This window comes from Pseudomonas sp. GXZC, assembly GCF_026967615.1.
GTDB lineage: Bacteria > Pseudomonadota > Gammaproteobacteria > Pseudomonadales > Pseudomonadaceae > Aquipseudomonas > Aquipseudomonas azotoformans_A.
Genome location: NZ_CP114115.1, coordinates 12163 through 28668, shown reverse-complemented (window position 1 = coordinate 28668; position 16506 = coordinate 12163). Strand labels below are relative to the sequence as shown.

The following is a 16506-nucleotide window of genomic DNA, read 5'->3' as shown; positions in this document are numbered from 1 at the left end:
ATCTCAGTCAAACCTTTCAAACCGAGTCCGCGATGCCCCGGCCCAACCGCCACACACTCTTCCCCTTCCTCGCCTGGCTCCCGCGTCAGACCCGCGCCAGTGTCGGCCGGGATGCGATGGTGGGCCTCAGTGGCGCGGTTCTCGCCTTGCCACAGTCAATTGCCTACGCGCTGATCGCCGGTCTCCCACCCGAATACGGCCTGTACGCCGCAATCATCCCGGTGCTGATCGCCTGCCTCTGGGGTTCCTCCTGGCATCTGATCTGCGGTCCCACGGCGGCGATTTCCATTGTGCTCTACGCCAGTGTCAGCCCGTTGGCCGTGCCGGGGTCGCAGGACTACATCACCCTGATCCTGCTGCTGACCTTCCTCGCCGGGGTTTTCCAGTGGCTGCTGGGCATGCTGCGCTTTGGCGCGCTGGTGAATTTTGTCTCTCATTCGGTGGTGCTCGGTTTCACCCTGGGTGCCGCCGTGGTGATCGCGCTCGGGCAACTGCCCAATCTGCTGGGGCTGGATTTACCGAGCCAGGCCACGGCGATCAATAGCCTGCTGGCACTGATCCATCACAGCGGCGAATGGGACCACGCGTCCCTCGTTCTCGGGCTCGGCACCTTGCTGGTGGGTGCACTGCTCAAATACCTCGTACCGCGCTGGCCGACCCTGTTGATCGCCTTGGCGCTGGGTAGCCTGGTGGCGTGGCTGTGGCCGGCGATGTTCGGCCACGTGGCGCTGGTCAGTTCGTTTATCGGCAAACTCCCGCCGTTCAGCCCGTTGCCCATGGACCTGGACGTGATCCTGCGCCTGCTGCCGAGCGCCGTGGCGGTGGGTATGCTGGGGCTGGTGACCAGCTTGTCGATTGCCCGCTCGCTGTCGGCGCGTTCGCAGCAATTGCTCGATGCCAACCAGGAAGTGCGGGCGCAGGGTTTATCCAACATCGTTGGCGGATTTTTCTCCGGGTATTTGTCAGCCGGTTCGTTCACACGCTCCGGCCTCAGCTACGAGGCGGGCGCCTGTTCGCCGTTGGCGGGCGTGTTTTCCGCGTTGTGGGTGGCACTGTTTGCGCTGTTTGGCGCGGCATTGATCGCCCATATTCCGATCCCGAGCATGGCCGCGAGCATCTTGCTGATCAGTTGGGGTTTGGTGGACCGTCGCGGCATTCGCGCGTTATTCCGCGTCAGTCGCGCCGAGTTCGTGGTGATGAGCCTGACCTGCGTCGCCACCTTGCTGCTGGAGCTGCAAACAGCGATTTACGCCGGGGTGCTGGCATCGCTGTTTTTCTACCTCAAGCGCACCTCGCAGCCACGGGTACAGCAATGGCGCGATGGCGATGAAGATGTGCTGCGGGTGGGCGGTTCGATCTTTTTCGGCGCCAGCCACTACTTGCAAGTACGCCTGCAAAGCCTGCAGGGCGAACGGGTGGTGATCGAGGCGCAGCAGATCAACTTTATCGACTATTCCGGGGTGGAGATGCTGCATCAGGAAGCGCGGCGCTTGCGCAGGTTGGGGCGCAGCCTGACATTGCGTCGGGCCAGGCCGCAGGTAGTAGAAGAGTTGAAAAAGCTGGAAGGGGCCGACAGCTGCCCCATCCAGTTCCAAGAGTGATTACAGCGCCAACTGGCGGCGTAGTTCAGCCAGTACGGGCGCCGAGTCCGGGCGCACGCCGCGCCACAGGAAGAAGGCTTCCGCCGCCTGTTCCACCAGCATGCCCAGGCCATCCATCGCCACGGCTGCGCCTTGTTCGGTGGCCCAGCGGCAAAACGCGGTCGGTTCCTTGGCGTACATCATGTCGTAGCAAAACGTCTTGCCCGGTTCGATCAGACTGCCCGCAATCGGCGGTACATCGCCTGACAGGCTGGCGGAGGTGGCGTTGATGATCACGTCCACCGGCTCACGCAACCAATCGAAACCACTGGCGGACACCGGGCCCAGGTCGTCGAACAACTCAGCGAGCATTTCTGCCTTTTCCACCGTGCGGTTGGCGATGATCAGCGAAGCAGGCTGTTCGGCCAGCAACGGCTCCAACGCCCCACGTACCGCACCACCAGCGCCCAGCAACAAGATGCGTTTGCCTTGCAGGCTCAACCCGGCGTTAACCGTGAGGTCACGCACCAGGCCGGCACCGTCGGTGTTGTCGCCCAACAGGCTGCCGTCGACGAGTTTGCTCAGTGTGTTCACCGCGCCCGCGCGTTGGGCGCGGTCGGTCAAGGTGTTGGCCAAGCGGTAGGCGTCTTCCTTGAACGGTACGGTGACGTTGGCGCCACGACCTTGTAGAAAAAACTCACGGGCACAGCCGGTGAAATCCTCCAGCGGCGCCAGCAAGGTGCTGTAGTCCAGTTGCTCGCCGGTCTGCTCGGCGAACATGCGATGGATCAGCGGTGACTTGCTGTGGCCGATGGGGTTGCCGAACACGACATAGCGGTCCATCAGACAGCCGCCTTGGGCGCGGTCAGGCCCAGCCAATCACGGTCTTGCAGGAAGTAGTCGGTGAGGCGCGCTTCTTCACTACCGGCCTCGGCCTTCCAGTCGTAGCTCCAGCGCACTTGCGGCGGCAGCGACATCAGGATCGATTCGGTGCGGCCGCCCGATTGCAGGCCAAACAGGGTGCCACGGTCGTAGACCAGGTTGAATTCCACGTAGCGGCCGCGACGGAACTCCTGGAATTCGCGCTGCTGCTCGGTGTAGGCGGTGGCCTTGCGGCGCTGCACGATCGGCAGGTAGGCGTCGATGTAGGCATCGCCGATGGCGCGGATGAAGGCGAAGCAGGTGTCGAAGTCCCACTCGTTCAGGTCATCGAAGAACAGGCCGCCGATGCCGCGCGGTTCGTTGCGGTGCTTGATGTGGAAGTAGGTGTCGCACCAGGCTTTGTAGCGCGAGTACACGTCTGGACCGAACGGCGCACAGGCCTGCTCTGCCACGCGGTGCCAGTGGATGCAGTCTTCTTCATTGCCGTAGTAAGGCGTGAGGTCGAAGCCGCCGCCGAACCACCACACCGGCTCTTCGCCTTCTTTTTCAGCGATGAAAAAGCGCACATTGGCGTGGGAAGTCGGTACGTGTGGGTTGTGCGGATGAATCACCAGCGACACACCCAGGGCTTCAAAGCCGCGACCGGCCAATTCAGGGCGATGCGCGCTGGCAGATGGTGGGAGACCGCTGCCAAACACGTGGGAAAAGTTGACGCCGCCTTTTTCGATCACCGAACCGTTTTCGATCACACGGGTGCGTCCGCCGCCGCCGGCAGGCCGGGTCCAGGCGTCTTCGATAAAGCGAGTGTCCGTCTCGAAGGTTTCCAGGGCGCTGCAAATGCGGTCTTGCAGGTCAAGCAGGTAGGCCTTTACAGCCTCGGTGCGGGTAGTCATGGCATCACCTTGAATCGGGCAAAGCTACGCGAGGCCATTGGGCGTCGGCGGCAAATGGGCGCACAGGATACCACTGCACCCGGTTGCGCCGCAGTTGACGAAGATCAAGCTTAGGAGTCCGATAGGGGGCTACGCGATTCGAACCCAGGAGAAGTGCAGATGGCCAAACGTATCCAGTTCAGCGCCCATGGCGGCCCCGAAGTGCTTGAGTATGTGGACTACACGCCGGCAGAGCCCGGCCCGCAGCAGGTTCGCGTGCGTAACGAGGCGATTGGCCTGAACTTCATCGACACCTATTTCCGCAGTGGCCTTTACGCACCGCCCGCATTGCCATCGGGGTTGGGCGCAGAGGGCGCCGGTGTGGTCGACGCAGTCGGCAGCGAAGTCACCCAATTCAAGGTCGGTGACCGCGTGGCCTACGGCAGCGGCCCGCTGGGCGCCTACAGCCAACTGCATGTGCTGCCCGCCGCCAACCTTGTGCACCTGCCGGATGACATCAGCTTCGAACAAGCCGCCGGCGCCATGCTCAAAGGCCTGACCGTGCAGTACCTGCTGCGCCAGACCTATGAACTGAAGGGCGGCGAAACCATCCTGTTCCACGCCGCTGCCGGTGGCGTCGGCTCCCTGGCCTGCCAATGGGCCAAGGCTCTGGGTGTAAAGCTGATCGGTACTGTGAGTTCGCCGGAAAAAGCCGCCCTGGCCAAATCCCTCGGTGCCTGGGAAACCATCGACTACAGCAAGGAAGACGTCGCACAGCGCGTGTTGGAATTGACCGACGGCAAAAAAGTGCCGGTGGTGTACGACGGCGTCGGCAAGGACACCTGGCTGACCTCGCTGGACAGCGTGGCGCCACGTGGGCTGGTGGTGAGTTTCGGCAATGCGTCCGGCGCGGTGGATGGGGTGAACTTGGGGATTCTGTCGGCCAAGGGCTCGCTGTACGTGACCCGGCCGACCCTGGCGACCTATGCCAACAACCCGCAAAACCTGCAGGCGATGGCGGATGACCTGTTTTCGATGATCCAGAGCGGCAAGGTGCGCATTGATATCAACCAGCGGTATGCGCTGGCGGAGGCGGCGAAGGCGCAGACGGAGTTGTCGGGGCGCAGGACGACTGGGTCGACTATTTTGCTGCCGTAAGACAATGGATATCTGGAGCCTGTAAGGGCCTCATCGCGGGCAAGCCCGGCTCCCACATTTGACCGCGTTGTCATGAACAACACTGATCAAGTGTGGGAGCCGGGCTTGCCCGCGAAGGCCGCACCTCGGTCTCAGGAAGGCCGCACCACTTCGCCGGTCACCAAATCCCGAATCAGGCTCGGGTTCTTGCGCCCACCCAGGGCGCCACCCAACACCAGGTCCACCTGGCCACGGAAGTATTGCTCCACGCGAATCCGCGTGCGCGCCGCCGGGCGCCCTTGCGGGTTGGCCGAAGTAGAAATCAACGGCCCCACCAGCGAGCACAAATCCCGTACCAGCGGATGGTCAGTCACCCGCAGGGCAACGGTGTCGTGCACACCCGTCACCCACTCCGGCAACAAGTCCTGATGGGGCACCAGCCAGGTGTTAGGCCCTGGCCAAGTGCTGGCCATGCGGTCGATCCAGTCCTGCGGGAAGTCTTCGAACAGAAAGTCGAACTGACGGATATTGTCCGCCACCAGGATCAGGCCCTTGTCCACCGAACGGTTCTTGATGGCGAGCAAACGGTCTACTGCTTCTTCGTTCCACGGATCGCAGCCCAGGCCCCAAACCGCTTCGGTTGGATAGGCAATCACCGCGCCTGCGCGAATTTCTCGTGCGGTTTCCAGCACACGCCACCGGTTGACCATTGTTCACTCTCCAGACTAAAGCTCTGCGCAGTTTACCGATCTTCTTTACAAAACCTAGCAGCGTGCAAGCCAGCGCCCGCTTTCGCAGATGACCTGGCCTTCGAGCTCAAGCTCCGTAAGCGTCGCCAGCACCTGGGACAACGGCCGTCCACTGGCAATCGCCAGGGCTTCGCTGGTGTGAGGCGCCGCGTGCAGCAACGCCACCAACGGATGCACAACCGGCATCGGCGCTGGGCGGGACAATGCCTGCCAACCACGCAAACCTTCCAGGATGTGTTCGATAGTCTCCACCAGCACCGCGCCCTCGCGGATCAACTGATGACAGCCCTTGGCGCCGGGATGATGGATGGAGCCTGGAATCGCATACACCTCGCGCCCTTGCTCGGCCGCCAGTTTCGCCGTGATCAGCGAACCGCTGGCCATGCTGGCTTCCACCACCAGCACGCCCAGGGACAAGCCACTGATGATCCGATTGCGTCGGGGAAAGTTACCCGCCTGGGGCGGCGCATCCAGGGGGAACTCGGAAACCACCGCGCTGCCTTGGTCAATCATCGCCGCTGCCAGCCGTCGGTGGCGCTGTGGATAAAAATTTTCCAGCCCGGTGCCGAGCACGCCGATTGTCTGGCCGCCCACATCCAATGCCGCCTGATGCGCTGCACCGTCAATGCCTAACGCAAGGCCACTGGTGATGACAAAACCGGCGCTCGCCAAGCTGCGCGAAAACGCCGCCGCCGTGTCCATACCGGGACGCGATGCACGGCGGCTGCCGACTATCGCCAGTTGCGGTTTTTCCAGGATTGCAGGGTCACCGGCGACGAATAACAGCGGCGGCGCATCATCAATCTGGGCAAGCAGTGCAGGGTAGTCCGGCTGGTCCCACATCAGCAAATGCTGGGCCGGGCAGGCCAGCCAGGCCAAAGCCTCGCTGGCAGCATCGCGAATTTCATGACTGCGCCGGGCATCGGCGCTGATGGCCGGCAGCCCGAGTGAACGCCAGGCGCTGGCAGGCGCACTGATGGCTTTTGAGGCAGAGCCGAACGCTTCGATCAACAAGCGAAAACGTTTCTGACCCAGTTCCGGCAGCCTGTGCAAGCGTAGTCGGGCTTCCAGTTCTGATGGGGAAATTTCATGGCTATTTGTCGGAAACATCTGATCATCCTTGACCGTAACAAGCTGTGGATAACTCTGTTGGTAACTTATTTAGCAGGCTATTCATTGTGTTTGATGAGCAGTCTCGAAGCGGTCCATCACCGCCAGCGGTCGTGAGGCATTGAGCACCAGGCCGTAACTGAGCTTTTCGTAGGTGCGAAACACCAGCAGGGTGCCGGCGCGCTCGTCGGGCAGTTTCGTTGGCGCGCCGGTCAGGCGGTCGCGCACCGTGGCGCCGGTCTTGATCACGCTGAGGAGTTGGCCTTCGACCAGGCCGTCACGCCGGCCTTTGTTCAGGGTTACGGCATCCAGCACGCCGATCTGGGTCACGCCCTTGGGAATATCGATGATCTGACCTTCGATAAAGGCGGCCGTAGGCGTGACAGCAAGAGCGGCCGGGTCGACGGGTGTTTGCGCACGCAGCAGGCGGTCACCGGGGCGCACCTCCTGGGTGATACGCTGCACAGCCAGGGTGGTGAGGTCGCCCGCGGTGATAAAACGGGCAGTGCCGATATCGTCGGCGTTGATCCCCAACAGCTCTCGGGTCTGCGGGTCGGTGTAGGCCTTGCCGCGTCGGAATATGCCGTAGTTGGGCTGGGAAGGGTCCAGGTTGCCCCTGGCATACACCCGCTCGCCAATGGCGCCGAGCACCCGACCAGCCTCGGCAGCAACGATGTACGGCGCATTGTCCAGGTCCTGGGGTGTATCAAGGATGCGGTTATGCAACAGGAAGCGCTGGATAGCCTGTTGCGTCGGTTGTTCCAGGCGCTGGACGGGCGGGGGCAGCAGGGCCATGGAAAACGGGGCCCACAGCAGCAAGACGAGTAGCGATTTCCTCATGGGGTGAATCTCCTTTATTATGTGCGTTCGCGTGAAATGCCCTGGCCTTCGCGGCTTTTAAGGGTTTCACACCGGTCGTGTGGGTCCATCCCAACGCCGATTTGCCTCTACCTCACATGTGCAGCAATTACGCTTATGGCTATTTTGAACATCCTCGAATTCCCCGACTCGCGCCTGCGCACGATCGCCAAACCGGTGGCCGTAGTGGACGACAAGGTTCGTCAGTTGGTCGATGACATGTTTGAAACAATGTATGAAGCCCCGGGTATCGGCCTCGCCGCGACCCAGGTCAACGTGCATCAGCGCGTCGTGGTCATGGACCTGTCGGAAGATCGCAGCGAACCGATGGTGTACATCAACCCGGAGTTCGAACCGCTGACCGACGAGATGGGCGAATACCAGGAAGGCTGCCTCTCCGTGCCGGAGTTCTACGAGAACGTCGAGCGCCCGCTGCGCGTGAAGATCAAGGCCCTGGACCGCGACGGCAAGCCGTTCGAGCTGATTGCCGAAGGCCTGCTGGCAGTGTGCATCCAGCACGAATGCGACCACCTCAACGGCAAGCTGTTTGTCGATTACCTGTCCACGCTCAAGCGCGACCGGATCAAGAAGAAGCTGGAAAAAAAGCATCGCCAGCAAGCTTGATGCCCCCTTCCAAAGGCTTGCTGCGGCAAGCCTTTTTCTTTTGTGACTGCTTTTAACCGAGACCTCCCATGACCGAGCCACTGCGCATTGTTTTTGCCGGCACGCCTGAATTTGCCGCCGAACACCTCAAGGCCCTGCTTGCCAGCCCTTATGACATCGTCGCGGTGTACACCCAGCCGGATCGCCCGGCCGGTCGTGGGCAAAAACTGATGCCGAGCCCGGTCAAGCAGTTGGCGGTGGAGCACAACATCCCCGTGCTGCAACCGCCGACCCTGCGCAACGCCGAGGCCCAGGCCGAACTGGCGGCGCTGAAGCCGGACCTGTTGGTGGTGGTGGCCTACGGCTTGATCCTGCCGCAAGTGGTGCTGGATATCCCACGCCTGGGTTGCATCAACAGCCATGCCTCGCTGCTGCCTCGCTGGCGCGGTGCGGCGCCGATCCAGCGCGCCGTGGAAGCCGGTGACAGCGAAAGCGGCGTGACCGTAATGCGCATGGAAGCCGGCCTGGACACCGGCCCGATGCTGCTCAAGGTCACTACGCCGATCACTGGCGAAGACACCGGTGGCAGCCTGCACGACCGCCTTGCCGAGCTGGGCCCGCCCGCCGTGATCCAGGCCATCGCCGGCCTGGCTGCGGGCACCCTGGAAGGTGAAGTGCAGGACGACAGCCTGGCCACTTACGCCCACAAACTGAACAAAGACGAAGCGCGCATCGACTGGAGCCGCCCGGCCGTGGAGCTGGAGCGTCTGGTGCGTGCGTTCAACCCGTGGCCGATCTGCCACAGCACCCTCAACGGCGAAGCCTTGAAAGTGTTGGCCGCCACCTTGGCCGAGGGCAAAGGCGCTCCCGGTGAGATCATCGGCGCCAGCAAGGACGGCCTGCTGGTCGCCTGCGGAGAACAGGCGTTGTGTCTGACTCGTCTGCAATTGCCCGGTGGCAAGGCGCTCAATTTCAGCGATTTGTTCAACAGCCGTCGTGAGAAATTTGCCGTGGGTACTCTCCTCGGGGCAGCGCAATGAACCCACGTCTGGCCGCCGCCAAGGCTCTCGCTGCCGTCCTCCAAGGCAAGGCTTCGCTGAACAGTTCGTTGCCGACCCAACTGGACAAGGTCGAAGATCGCGATCGCGGTTTCACCCAGGACCTGGCCTTTGGCACGGCCCGCTGGCAGCCACGCTTGTCGGCATTGGCAACCAAGTTGCTGCAAAAGCCGTTCAAGGCGGCCGATGCGGATGTGGAAGCGCTGTTGCTGGTCGGCCTCTATCAACTGCTCTACACCCGCGTGCCCGCCCACGCCGCTATCGGTGAAACCGTCGGTTGCGCCGACAAGCTGAAAAAACCCTGGGCCAAGGCCCTGCTCAACGCCGTGCTGCGCCGTGCCCAGCGCGAAAGCGAAGCGCTGCTGGCCGAGCTGGAACATGACCCGGTGGTGCGCACCGCCCACCCGCGCTGGCTGCAAAAGTCCCTGAAAGCCTTCTGGCCGGAGCAATGGGAAGCTATTTGCGCGGCGAACAATGCGCACCCGCCGATGATCCTGCGGGTCAATCGTCGCCATCACAGCCGTGACGCCTACCTGCAATTGCTCACCGAGGCCGGTATCAACGCCACGCCGTGCGTGTACAGCGTCGACGGCATCGTGCTCGAAGCCGCCGCCGATGTACGCAGCCTGCCGGGCTTTGCAGAAGGCTGGATCAGCGTCCAGGACGAGGCCGCACAACTGGCTGCCGACCTGCTCGACCTGGCACCCGGTCAACGCGTGCTCGACGCCTGCTGCGCGCCAGGCGGTAAGACCTGTCACATTCTGGAAGTCGAAAAAGACCTGGCCGGTGTGGTCGCTGTCGACCTGGAAGCCAAACGTCTGGTGCGCGTGCGCGAGAACTTGGCGCGCCTGGGCCTCAGCGCCGAACTGATCGCCGCCGACGGCCGTGACACCGCCACCTGGTGGGACGGCAAGCCGTTCCAGCGCATCCTGCTCGATGCGCCGTGTTCGGCCACCGGTGTGATCCGCCGCCACCCGGACATCAAGCTCACCCGCCAACCCGACGACATCGCCGCCCTGGCCGTGCTCCAAGGCGAACTGCTCGACGCCATGTGGCCGACCCTGGAAGTCGGCGGCATCCTGCTCTACGCCACCTGTTCCACCTTGCCGACGGAAAACACCGAGGTGATCGAAGCCTTCCTCGCCCGCACCAGCGGCGCCCGGGAGCTGGACCTCGCCACCATGGCCGGCATCAAGCAGCCCCATGGCCGTCAGTTGCTCGCACAAGAAGGCGGACACGACGGCTTCTACTACGCCAAACTGATCAAGATCGCCGCCGCGCGCGGCTGAATGGTTTTAAGGGAGTGACCGGATGAAAATCATCATCCTTGGGGCAGGGCAGGTCGGCGGCACGCTGGCCGAACATTTGGCCAGCGAAGCCAACGACATCACGGTGGTCGACACCGACAGCGAGCGTCTGCGCAACCTGGGCGACCGCCTCGACATCCGCACCGTGCAAGGCCGCGCATCGTTCCCGACGGTGCTGCGCCAGGCCGGTGCCGACGATGCCGACATGCTGGTGGCGGTGACCAACAGCGACGAAACCAACATGGTCGCCTGCCAGGTCGCCCATACCCTGTTCCACACCCCGACCAAAATCGCCCGTGTACGCGAGGCGGCCTACCTGACCCGCGCCGGGCTGTTCGACAACGACGCGATTCCTGTCGACGTGCTGATCAGCCCTGAACAGGTGGTGACCCACTACATCAAGCGCCTGATCGAGATTCCGGGAGCCTTGCAGGTGATCGACTTCGCCGGCGGCAAGGCGCAACTGGTCGCCGTAAAGGCCTACTACGGCGGCCCGTTGGTGGGCCAGCAACTGCGCCAGTTGCGCGAGCACATGCCGAATGTGGAAACCCGCGTCGCGGCGATTTTCCGACGCGACCGACCGATCCTGCCCCAGGGCGACACGGTGATCGAGGCCGACGACGAAGTGTTTTTCATCGCCGCCAAGGCGAATATTCGTGCCGTCATGAGCGAAATGCGCCGCCTCGACGAGACCTATAAACGCATCGTCATCGCAGGCGGCGGGCAGATCGGCGAGCGTTTGGCCGAAGCCATCGAAAGCCGCTACCAGGTGAAGATCATCGAGATGAGTCCGGCACGTTGCCGGCATTTATCCGACACCCTCGACAGCACCGTCGTACTGCAAGGCAGTGCTTCTGACCGCGACCTGCTGATGGAAGAGAACATCGCCGACGCGGATATCTTCCTGGCCCTGACCAACGATGACGAAGCCAACATCATGTCATCGCTGCTGGCCAAGCGGCTGGGCGCGAAGAAGGTGATGACCATCATCAACAACCCGGCTTATGTGGACCTGATCCAGGGTGGCGATATCGACATCGCCATCAGCCCGCAGTTGGCGACCATCGGCACCTTGCTGGCCCACGTGCGCCGTGGCGACATCGTCAGCGTGCACTCCCTGCGCCGGGGTGCGGCAGAGGCTATCGAGGCGATTGCCCACGGTGATTCCAAGTCGAGCAAGGTGATCGGCAAGGCCATCCGCGATATCGGCTTGCCGCCGGGCACCACCATTGGCGCGATCATTCGTGACGAAGAGGTGATCATTGCCCACGACGATACGGTGATCGAAACCGGGGACCATGTGATTCTGTTCCTGGTGGACAAGAAACATATCCGCGATGTGGAAAAACTGTTCCACGTGGGCCTGAGCTTTTTCTGACACAACGGAGTACGCCTGCATGCTCGAATCCCTGGAAAAAATGCTCGCCAAGGGTGTGGATAATTCCCTGCTGCGTTTTGGTTTGGGCAAGGGTTATCTGGACCTGAAGGACAACGCCAAGGCGGCCGAGCATCTGCAGAAATGCGTGGAGTTCGACCCCAAGTATTCGGCGGCGTGGAAGTTGTTGGGTAAGGCGCAGTTGGGGCTGGAAGATCGTGCAGCGGCGCGGCTGGCGTGGGAGAAGGGCATCGAAGCGGCCCAGGCTCACGGCGACAAGCAGGCCGAAAAAGAAATGGCGGTGTTCCTGAAGAAACTCGACCGCGTGTAAACGCGTGCTTTTGTAGTGAGCGAGCTTGCCTCGCGCCAGGCAAGCTCGCTCACTACAAGTGTCAAGCCGGCATCAATACCACCGCTCCTCACCCGGCGGGCGTTTCTTGAAGCGCTTCATGCTCCACATGTACTGGCTCGGATAAGCGCCGACATAACGCTCCACCACCTTGCTCATCGCCGCACAGGACGTAGCAGTGTCGGTGCTGTACATGTCTTCCGGTGCCGCTTCCAGAATCACTTTGTAACCCGAACCATCCGGCAGCCGCAGCGCGTGCAGGAACACGCCGACGGCCTTGTGACCGGCAAGCATGTTCGGCACGAATTTGCTGGTCAGCGCCTGGGTGGCAAAGAACGGCACGAAGATCCCCGCGGATTCCGCCGGCTCAGGATCCGCCGGAATGCCTACCTGGCCGCCTTTGCGCACTTCCTTGATCACGCTGAGGATGCCTTCCTTGGTCGACGCCGCCACGCGGTTGCCCAGTTGCACGCGCTGCTTGCGCAGCAACTCATCCACCGCCTTGAGCTTGGGCGGGCGGTAGAAAATGATCGGTTTGCACTGGCTGCAATAGAAATGGTTCAGCACTTCCCAGTTGCCCAGGTGGCTGGTGATGCCGACCACGCCTTTGCCCGAGGCCAGGGCGTCGTGCAGCACCTCCAGGCCTTCGACTTCACGCACCAGGTCGATGGAACGCTGGGCCGGCCAGATCCAGGCGCAGGCGCTTTCGGTCAGGGACTTGCCGATGTCCATCAGGCTGCGGCCGACTAAAGCTTCACGCTCGACGGGGTCCATGTCCGGGAAGCATTTGGACAGGTTGATCCGCACCGTGTCGCGGGAGCGGTTGGGGGTTTTCCACATGATCCAGCCAATCGCCGTGCCGAAGGCCTGGACAGCGCGCCAGGGCAGCAGGGCAAACAACCGGAGAGCACCTACCAGCAAGGCGCCTTTCAACTTTTCCACAGTTCACTCCTGATCGTGTGTGGTGCGCAAAGCCGGCATTCTAACCGGCGTTGGCCAAGTCCGCGTAACGGTCGCAGTCCTGAGTGTGGTCCATGACCATGCCCGAGGCCTGCATGAACGCGTAGCAAATGGTCGGCCCGACGAAGGTGAAACCGGCTTTTTTCAGGGCTTTGCTCATGGCTTCAGCCTCGGGTGTAATCGCTGGCACTTCGCTGCGGTCCTTAAAGTGATTGACCTTGGGATGGCCACCAACAAAGGACCAGAGCAGGCCCACCGGGTCCTCCAGCGCCAGCCAGGCAGCGGCATTGCGGCGGGTGGCGTTGAGCTTCAGGCGATTGCGCACGATGCCCGGATCCTGCATCAGCGCTTCGATCTCAGCATCGGTCAACCGCGCCAACCGCTGCGCATCAAAACCAAACAAGACCTTTCGATAATGCTCGCGTTTGCGTAAAACGGTGATCCAGGAAAGGCCCGCCTGGAACCCTTCGAGTAAAAGCAACTCGAACAAACCCTGCGCATCGCGCAGCGGCGTTCCCCACTCCTGATCGTGATAAGCCATGTACAGCGGATCTTCAGAACACCAAAAGCAGCGTGGCATAAGGCTCCAGGGGATGGTGGCGCGGCCGAATCGGGTATACTCCCGCTCTTTAAATCGCAGCCCAAGTAACAGGTGAATTTCGTGAGCCAGCCTACGCCAGCCGTGCGTACCTTCCAAGACTTGATCCTCGCCCTCCAGCAATACTGGGCCGAGCAAGGTTGTGTGGTACTTCAGCCCTACGATATGGAAGTAGGCGCCGGCACTTTCCACACCGCTACATTCCTGCGGGCCATCGGCCCGGAAACCTGGAACGCCGCTTATGTGCAGCCCAGTCGTCGCCCGACTGATGGCCGCTACGGCGAAAACCCGAACCGTCTGCAGCACTACTACCAGTTCCAGGTGGTATTGAAGCCGAACCCGGACAACTTCCAGGAACTGTACCTGGGCTCGCTCAAGCACGTGGGCCTGGACCCACTGGTCCACGATATCCGTTTTGTCGAAGACAACTGGGAATCGCCGACCCTGGGCGCCTGGGGCCTGGGCTGGGAAGTCTGGCTCAACGGCATGGAAGTGACGCAGTTCACTTACTTCCAGCAAGCGGGCGGCATCGAGTGCTACCCGGTCACCGGCGAAATCACCTACGGCCTTGAGCGCCTGGCCATGTACCTGCAAGGCGTGGACTCGGTCTACGACCTGGTGTGGGCTGACGGCCCGTTCGGCAAAGTCACCTACGGCGACGTGTTCCACCAGAACGAGGTGGAGCAATCCACTTACAACTTCGAACACGCCAACGTCGACAAACTGTTCGAACTGTTCGACTTCTATGAAAGCGAAGCCAAGCGCCTGATCGAGCTCGACCAGCCGCTGCCGTTGCCAAGCTATGAAATGGTGTTGAAGGCCTCCCATACCTTCAACCTGCTGGATGCCCGCCGTGCCATCTCGGTCACCGCGCGCCAGCAATACATCCTGCGTGTACGCACCCTGGCGCGTTCCGTCGCCCAAGCCTACCTGCTGGCTCGCGCCAAGCTGGGCTTCCCGATGGCAACCCCGGACCTGCGTGATGAAGTGTTGGCTAAGCTGGAGGCTGCACAATGAGTGCTCAAGATTTCCTGGTTGAACTGGGCACCGAAGAGCTGCCACCCAAGGCACTGAACACCCTGGCCGACGCGTTCCTGGCCGGTATCGAAAAAGGCCTGCAGACCGCGGGTCTTAAATTCGCCGCGAAGAAAGTCTACGCCGCGCCACGTCGCCTGGCCGTGTTGCTGACCGCGCTGGAAACCCAGCAGCCGGACCGCAGCATCAACCTCGATGGCCCACCGCGCCAGGCGGCTTTCGATGCCGAAGGCAACCCGACTCAGGCTGCCCTTGGTTTTGCCAAGAAGTGCGGCGTGGAGCTGAGTGAGATCGACCAGAGCGGCCCGAAACTGCGTTTCAGCCAGGTCATCACCGGCAAGCCGACCGCCAGCCTGTTGCCGACCATCGTTGAAGACTCGCTGAACGACCTGCCGATCCCGAAGCGCATGCGCTGGGGCGCACGCAAAGAAGAGTTCGTACGTCCGACCCAGTGGCTGGTGATGCTGCTCGGTGACCAGGTCATCGATTGCACCCTCCTTGCCCAGAAAGCCGGTCGTGATTCCCGTGGTCACCGCTTCCATCACCCTGAAGCTGTACGCATCACCTCGCCGGCCAACTACGCCGCCGACCTGCGTGCCGCCTACGTGCTGGCCGACGCCAACGAGCGTCGCGAGCTGATCAGCAAGCGTACCGAAGAGCTGGCCCGCCTGCAGGAAGGCACCGCCATCGTGCCGCCAAGCCTGCTCGACGAAGTGACCGCGCTGGTTGAATGGCCGGTGCCGCTGGTGTGTTCGTTCGAAGAGCGTTTCCTCGACGTGCCGCAAGAAGCGCTGATCACCACCATGCAGGACAACCAGAAGTATTTCTGCCTGCTGGACGTGGACGGCAAGTTGCTGCCGCGCTTCATCACCGTGGCCAACATCGAAAGCAAGGACCCGCAGCAGATCATCGCCGGTAACGAAAAAGTCGTTCGCCCGCGCCTGACTGACGCCGAGTTCTTCTTCAAGCAAGACAAGAAGCAGAAGCTGGAAGACTTCAACCTGCGCCTGCAGAACGTGGTGTTCCAGGAAAAACTCGGCAGCGTCTACGACAAGGCCGTACGCGTTTCCAAGCTGGCCGCCTACATTGCGCCACGCATTGGTGGCGATTCCGCCTGGGCTGCGCGTGCAGGCCTGCTGTCCAAGTGCGACCTGGCCACCGAGATGGTCGGCGAGTTCCCGGAGATGCAAGGCGTTGCTGGCTACTACTACGCCCTCAACGACGGCGAGCCGGACGATGTGGCCCTGGCGCTGAACGAGCAGTACATGCCGCGCGGTGCCGGTGCTGAACTGCCAAGCACCTTGACCGGCGCTGCGGTGGCCATCGCCGACAAGCTGGATACCCTTGTGGGTATCTTCGGTATCGGCATGTTGCCTACCGGCAGTAAAGACCCGTATGCCCTGCGCCGTGCGGCCCTGGGCGTGCTGCGTATCCTGATCGACAAGAAGCTCGACCTCGACCTGACCCAGGCCGTGGTGTTTGCCGTCGGCCAGTTCGGTGCCAAGGTCAAGCAAGCCGGCCTGGCCGAGCAAGTGCTGGAGTTCGTGTTCGACCGCCTGCGTGCGCGTTACGAAGACGAAGGCGTGGACGTGTCGGTGTACCTGTCGGTACGTGCCCTGCAGCCGGGTTCGGCGCTGGACTTCGACCAGCGCGTACAAGCCGTGCAGGCCTTCCGCAAGCTGCCGGAAGCCGATGCCCTGGCCGCTGTGAACAAGCGTGTGTCGAACCTGCTGAGCAAGGCCGAAGGCCTGGGCAACGCAGAAGTCGACCCTGGCCTGTTTGCCGATGCCAAGGAGTTCTCGCTGAACTCGGCCATCGCCAAGGCTGAGAACGCGGTGAAACCGTTGATCGCCGAGCGCAACTACGCCGAAGCCCTGGCGCGCCTGGCCACCTTGCGTGAGCCGGTGGATGCGTTCTTCGAAGCGGTGATGATCAATGCCGACGATGCCGGCGTACGCAAAAACCGCTACGCCATGCTGGCGCGCCTGCGCGGTCTGTTCGTCAACATTGCTGACATTTCGACGCTGAGCTGA

General features: G+C 62.2%; 16 protein-coding genes. 9 read left to right on the top strand and 7 right to left on the bottom strand.

Features of this window, described 5'->3' with window-relative positions:
- Positions 1–32 precede the first annotated feature (32 nt).
- Entirely contained in the window at positions 33–1601 is a 1569-nt protein-coding gene (locus OZ428_RS00125; RefSeq protein WP_269132388.1) for a SulP family inorganic anion transporter, read from the top strand.
- On the opposite strand, the gene aroE is transcribed toward OZ428_RS00125, so the two are convergent.
- Together aroE and hemF are read right to left on the bottom strand one after the other, a co-directional pair.
- Positions 1602–2423, bottom strand: a complete 822-nt coding sequence (aroE, locus tag OZ428_RS00120; protein ID WP_061434721.1) for a shikimate dehydrogenase — start codon at positions 2421–2423, stop codon at positions 1602–1604.
- A complete protein-coding gene (hemF, locus tag OZ428_RS00115) occupies positions 2423–3355 on the bottom strand; it encodes an oxygen-dependent coproporphyrinogen oxidase (RefSeq protein ID WP_033900452.1) in 933 nt (310 codons plus the stop codon). The genes aroE and hemF overlap by 1 nt, the downstream gene beginning before the upstream one ends.
- Before the next feature lie 159 nt (positions 3356–3514).
- On the opposite strand from hemF, the gene OZ428_RS00110 reads away from it, so the two are divergent.
- Positions 3515–4492 (top strand): quinone oxidoreductase family protein, encoded by a 978-nt coding sequence (locus OZ428_RS00110; protein WP_033900454.1) that lies wholly within the window; start codon positions 3515–3517, stop codon positions 4490–4492.
- 131 nt (positions 4493–4623) lie between these two features.
- Here OZ428_RS00110 and OZ428_RS00105 read toward each other — a convergent pair whose 3' ends face one another.
- From OZ428_RS00105 to OZ428_RS00095, 3 genes are all read right to left on the bottom strand, one after another.
- Positions 4624–5181 carry an L-threonylcarbamoyladenylate synthase gene (locus tag OZ428_RS00105; protein ID WP_003170728.1) on the bottom strand — a complete coding sequence of 186 codons (558 nt, stop codon included), beginning with the start codon at positions 5179–5181 and terminating at the stop codon, positions 4624–4626.
- 54 nt (positions 5182–5235) lie between these two features.
- Positions 5236–6330, bottom strand: a complete 1095-nt coding sequence (dprA, locus tag OZ428_RS00100) for a DNA-processing protein DprA (protein ID WP_269132387.1) — start codon at positions 6328–6330, stop codon at positions 5236–5238.
- A gap of 63 nt (positions 6331–6393) precedes the next feature.
- On the bottom strand, positions 6394–7170 hold the full coding sequence (locus tag OZ428_RS00095; protein ID WP_269132386.1) for a peptidoglycan-binding protein: 777 nt from the start codon (positions 7168–7170) through the stop codon (positions 6394–6396).
- A 135-nt stretch (positions 7171–7305) separates the two neighbouring features.
- Here OZ428_RS00095 and def point away from each other — a divergent pair, with 135 nt between their 5' ends.
- From def to OZ428_RS00070, 5 genes are all read left to right on the top strand, one after another.
- A complete protein-coding gene (def, locus tag OZ428_RS00090) occupies positions 7306–7812 on the top strand; it encodes a peptide deformylase (protein WP_016978734.1) in 507 nt (168 codons plus the stop codon).
- Between the two features lie 68 nt (positions 7813–7880).
- Positions 7881–8831 carry a methionyl-tRNA formyltransferase gene (fmt, locus tag OZ428_RS00085; RefSeq protein WP_269132385.1) on the top strand — a complete coding sequence of 317 codons (951 nt, stop codon included), beginning with the start codon at positions 7881–7883 and terminating at the stop codon, positions 8829–8831.
- Positions 8828–10138 (top strand): 16S rRNA (cytosine(967)-C(5))-methyltransferase RsmB, encoded by a 1311-nt coding sequence (rsmB, locus tag OZ428_RS00080; protein ID WP_269132384.1) that lies wholly within the window; start codon positions 8828–8830, stop codon positions 10136–10138. Before fmt ends, rsmB begins: the two co-directional genes overlap by 4 nt.
- A 22-nt stretch (positions 10139–10160) precedes the next feature.
- Positions 10161–11534 (top strand): Trk system potassium transporter TrkA, encoded by a 1374-nt coding sequence (trkA, locus tag OZ428_RS00075; protein ID WP_010207735.1) that lies wholly within the window; start codon positions 10161–10163, stop codon positions 11532–11534.
- Between the two features lie 19 nt (positions 11535–11553).
- Complete coding sequence (locus tag OZ428_RS00070; RefSeq protein WP_038847372.1) at positions 11554–11862, top strand: tetratricopeptide repeat protein; 309 nt, start codon at positions 11554–11556, stop codon at positions 11860–11862.
- Between the two features lie 72 nt (positions 11863–11934).
- Here OZ428_RS00070 and OZ428_RS00065 read toward each other — a convergent pair whose 3' ends face one another.
- On the bottom strand, positions 11935–12822 hold the full coding sequence (locus OZ428_RS00065; RefSeq protein WP_269132383.1) for a lysophospholipid acyltransferase: 888 nt from the start codon (positions 12820–12822) through the stop codon (positions 11935–11937).
- Positions 12823–12862: 40 nt separating this feature from the next.
- Complete coding sequence (locus tag OZ428_RS00060; RefSeq protein ID WP_133079499.1) at positions 12863–13420, bottom strand: DNA-3-methyladenine glycosylase I; 558 nt, start codon at positions 13418–13420, stop codon at positions 12863–12865.
- Positions 13421–13501: 81 nt separating this feature from the next.
- On the opposite strand from OZ428_RS00060, the gene glyQ reads away from it, so the two are divergent.
- Entirely contained in the window at positions 13502–14455 is a 954-nt protein-coding gene (glyQ, locus tag OZ428_RS00055) for a glycine--tRNA ligase subunit alpha (RefSeq protein ID WP_003187265.1), read from the top strand.
- The gene (glyS, locus tag OZ428_RS00050) at positions 14452–16506 is read left to right on the top strand and encodes a glycine--tRNA ligase subunit beta (protein ID WP_177096660.1); all 2055 of its coding nucleotides are present in this window, start codon (positions 14452–14454) and stop codon (positions 16504–16506) included. The genes glyQ and glyS overlap by 4 nt, the downstream gene beginning before the upstream one ends.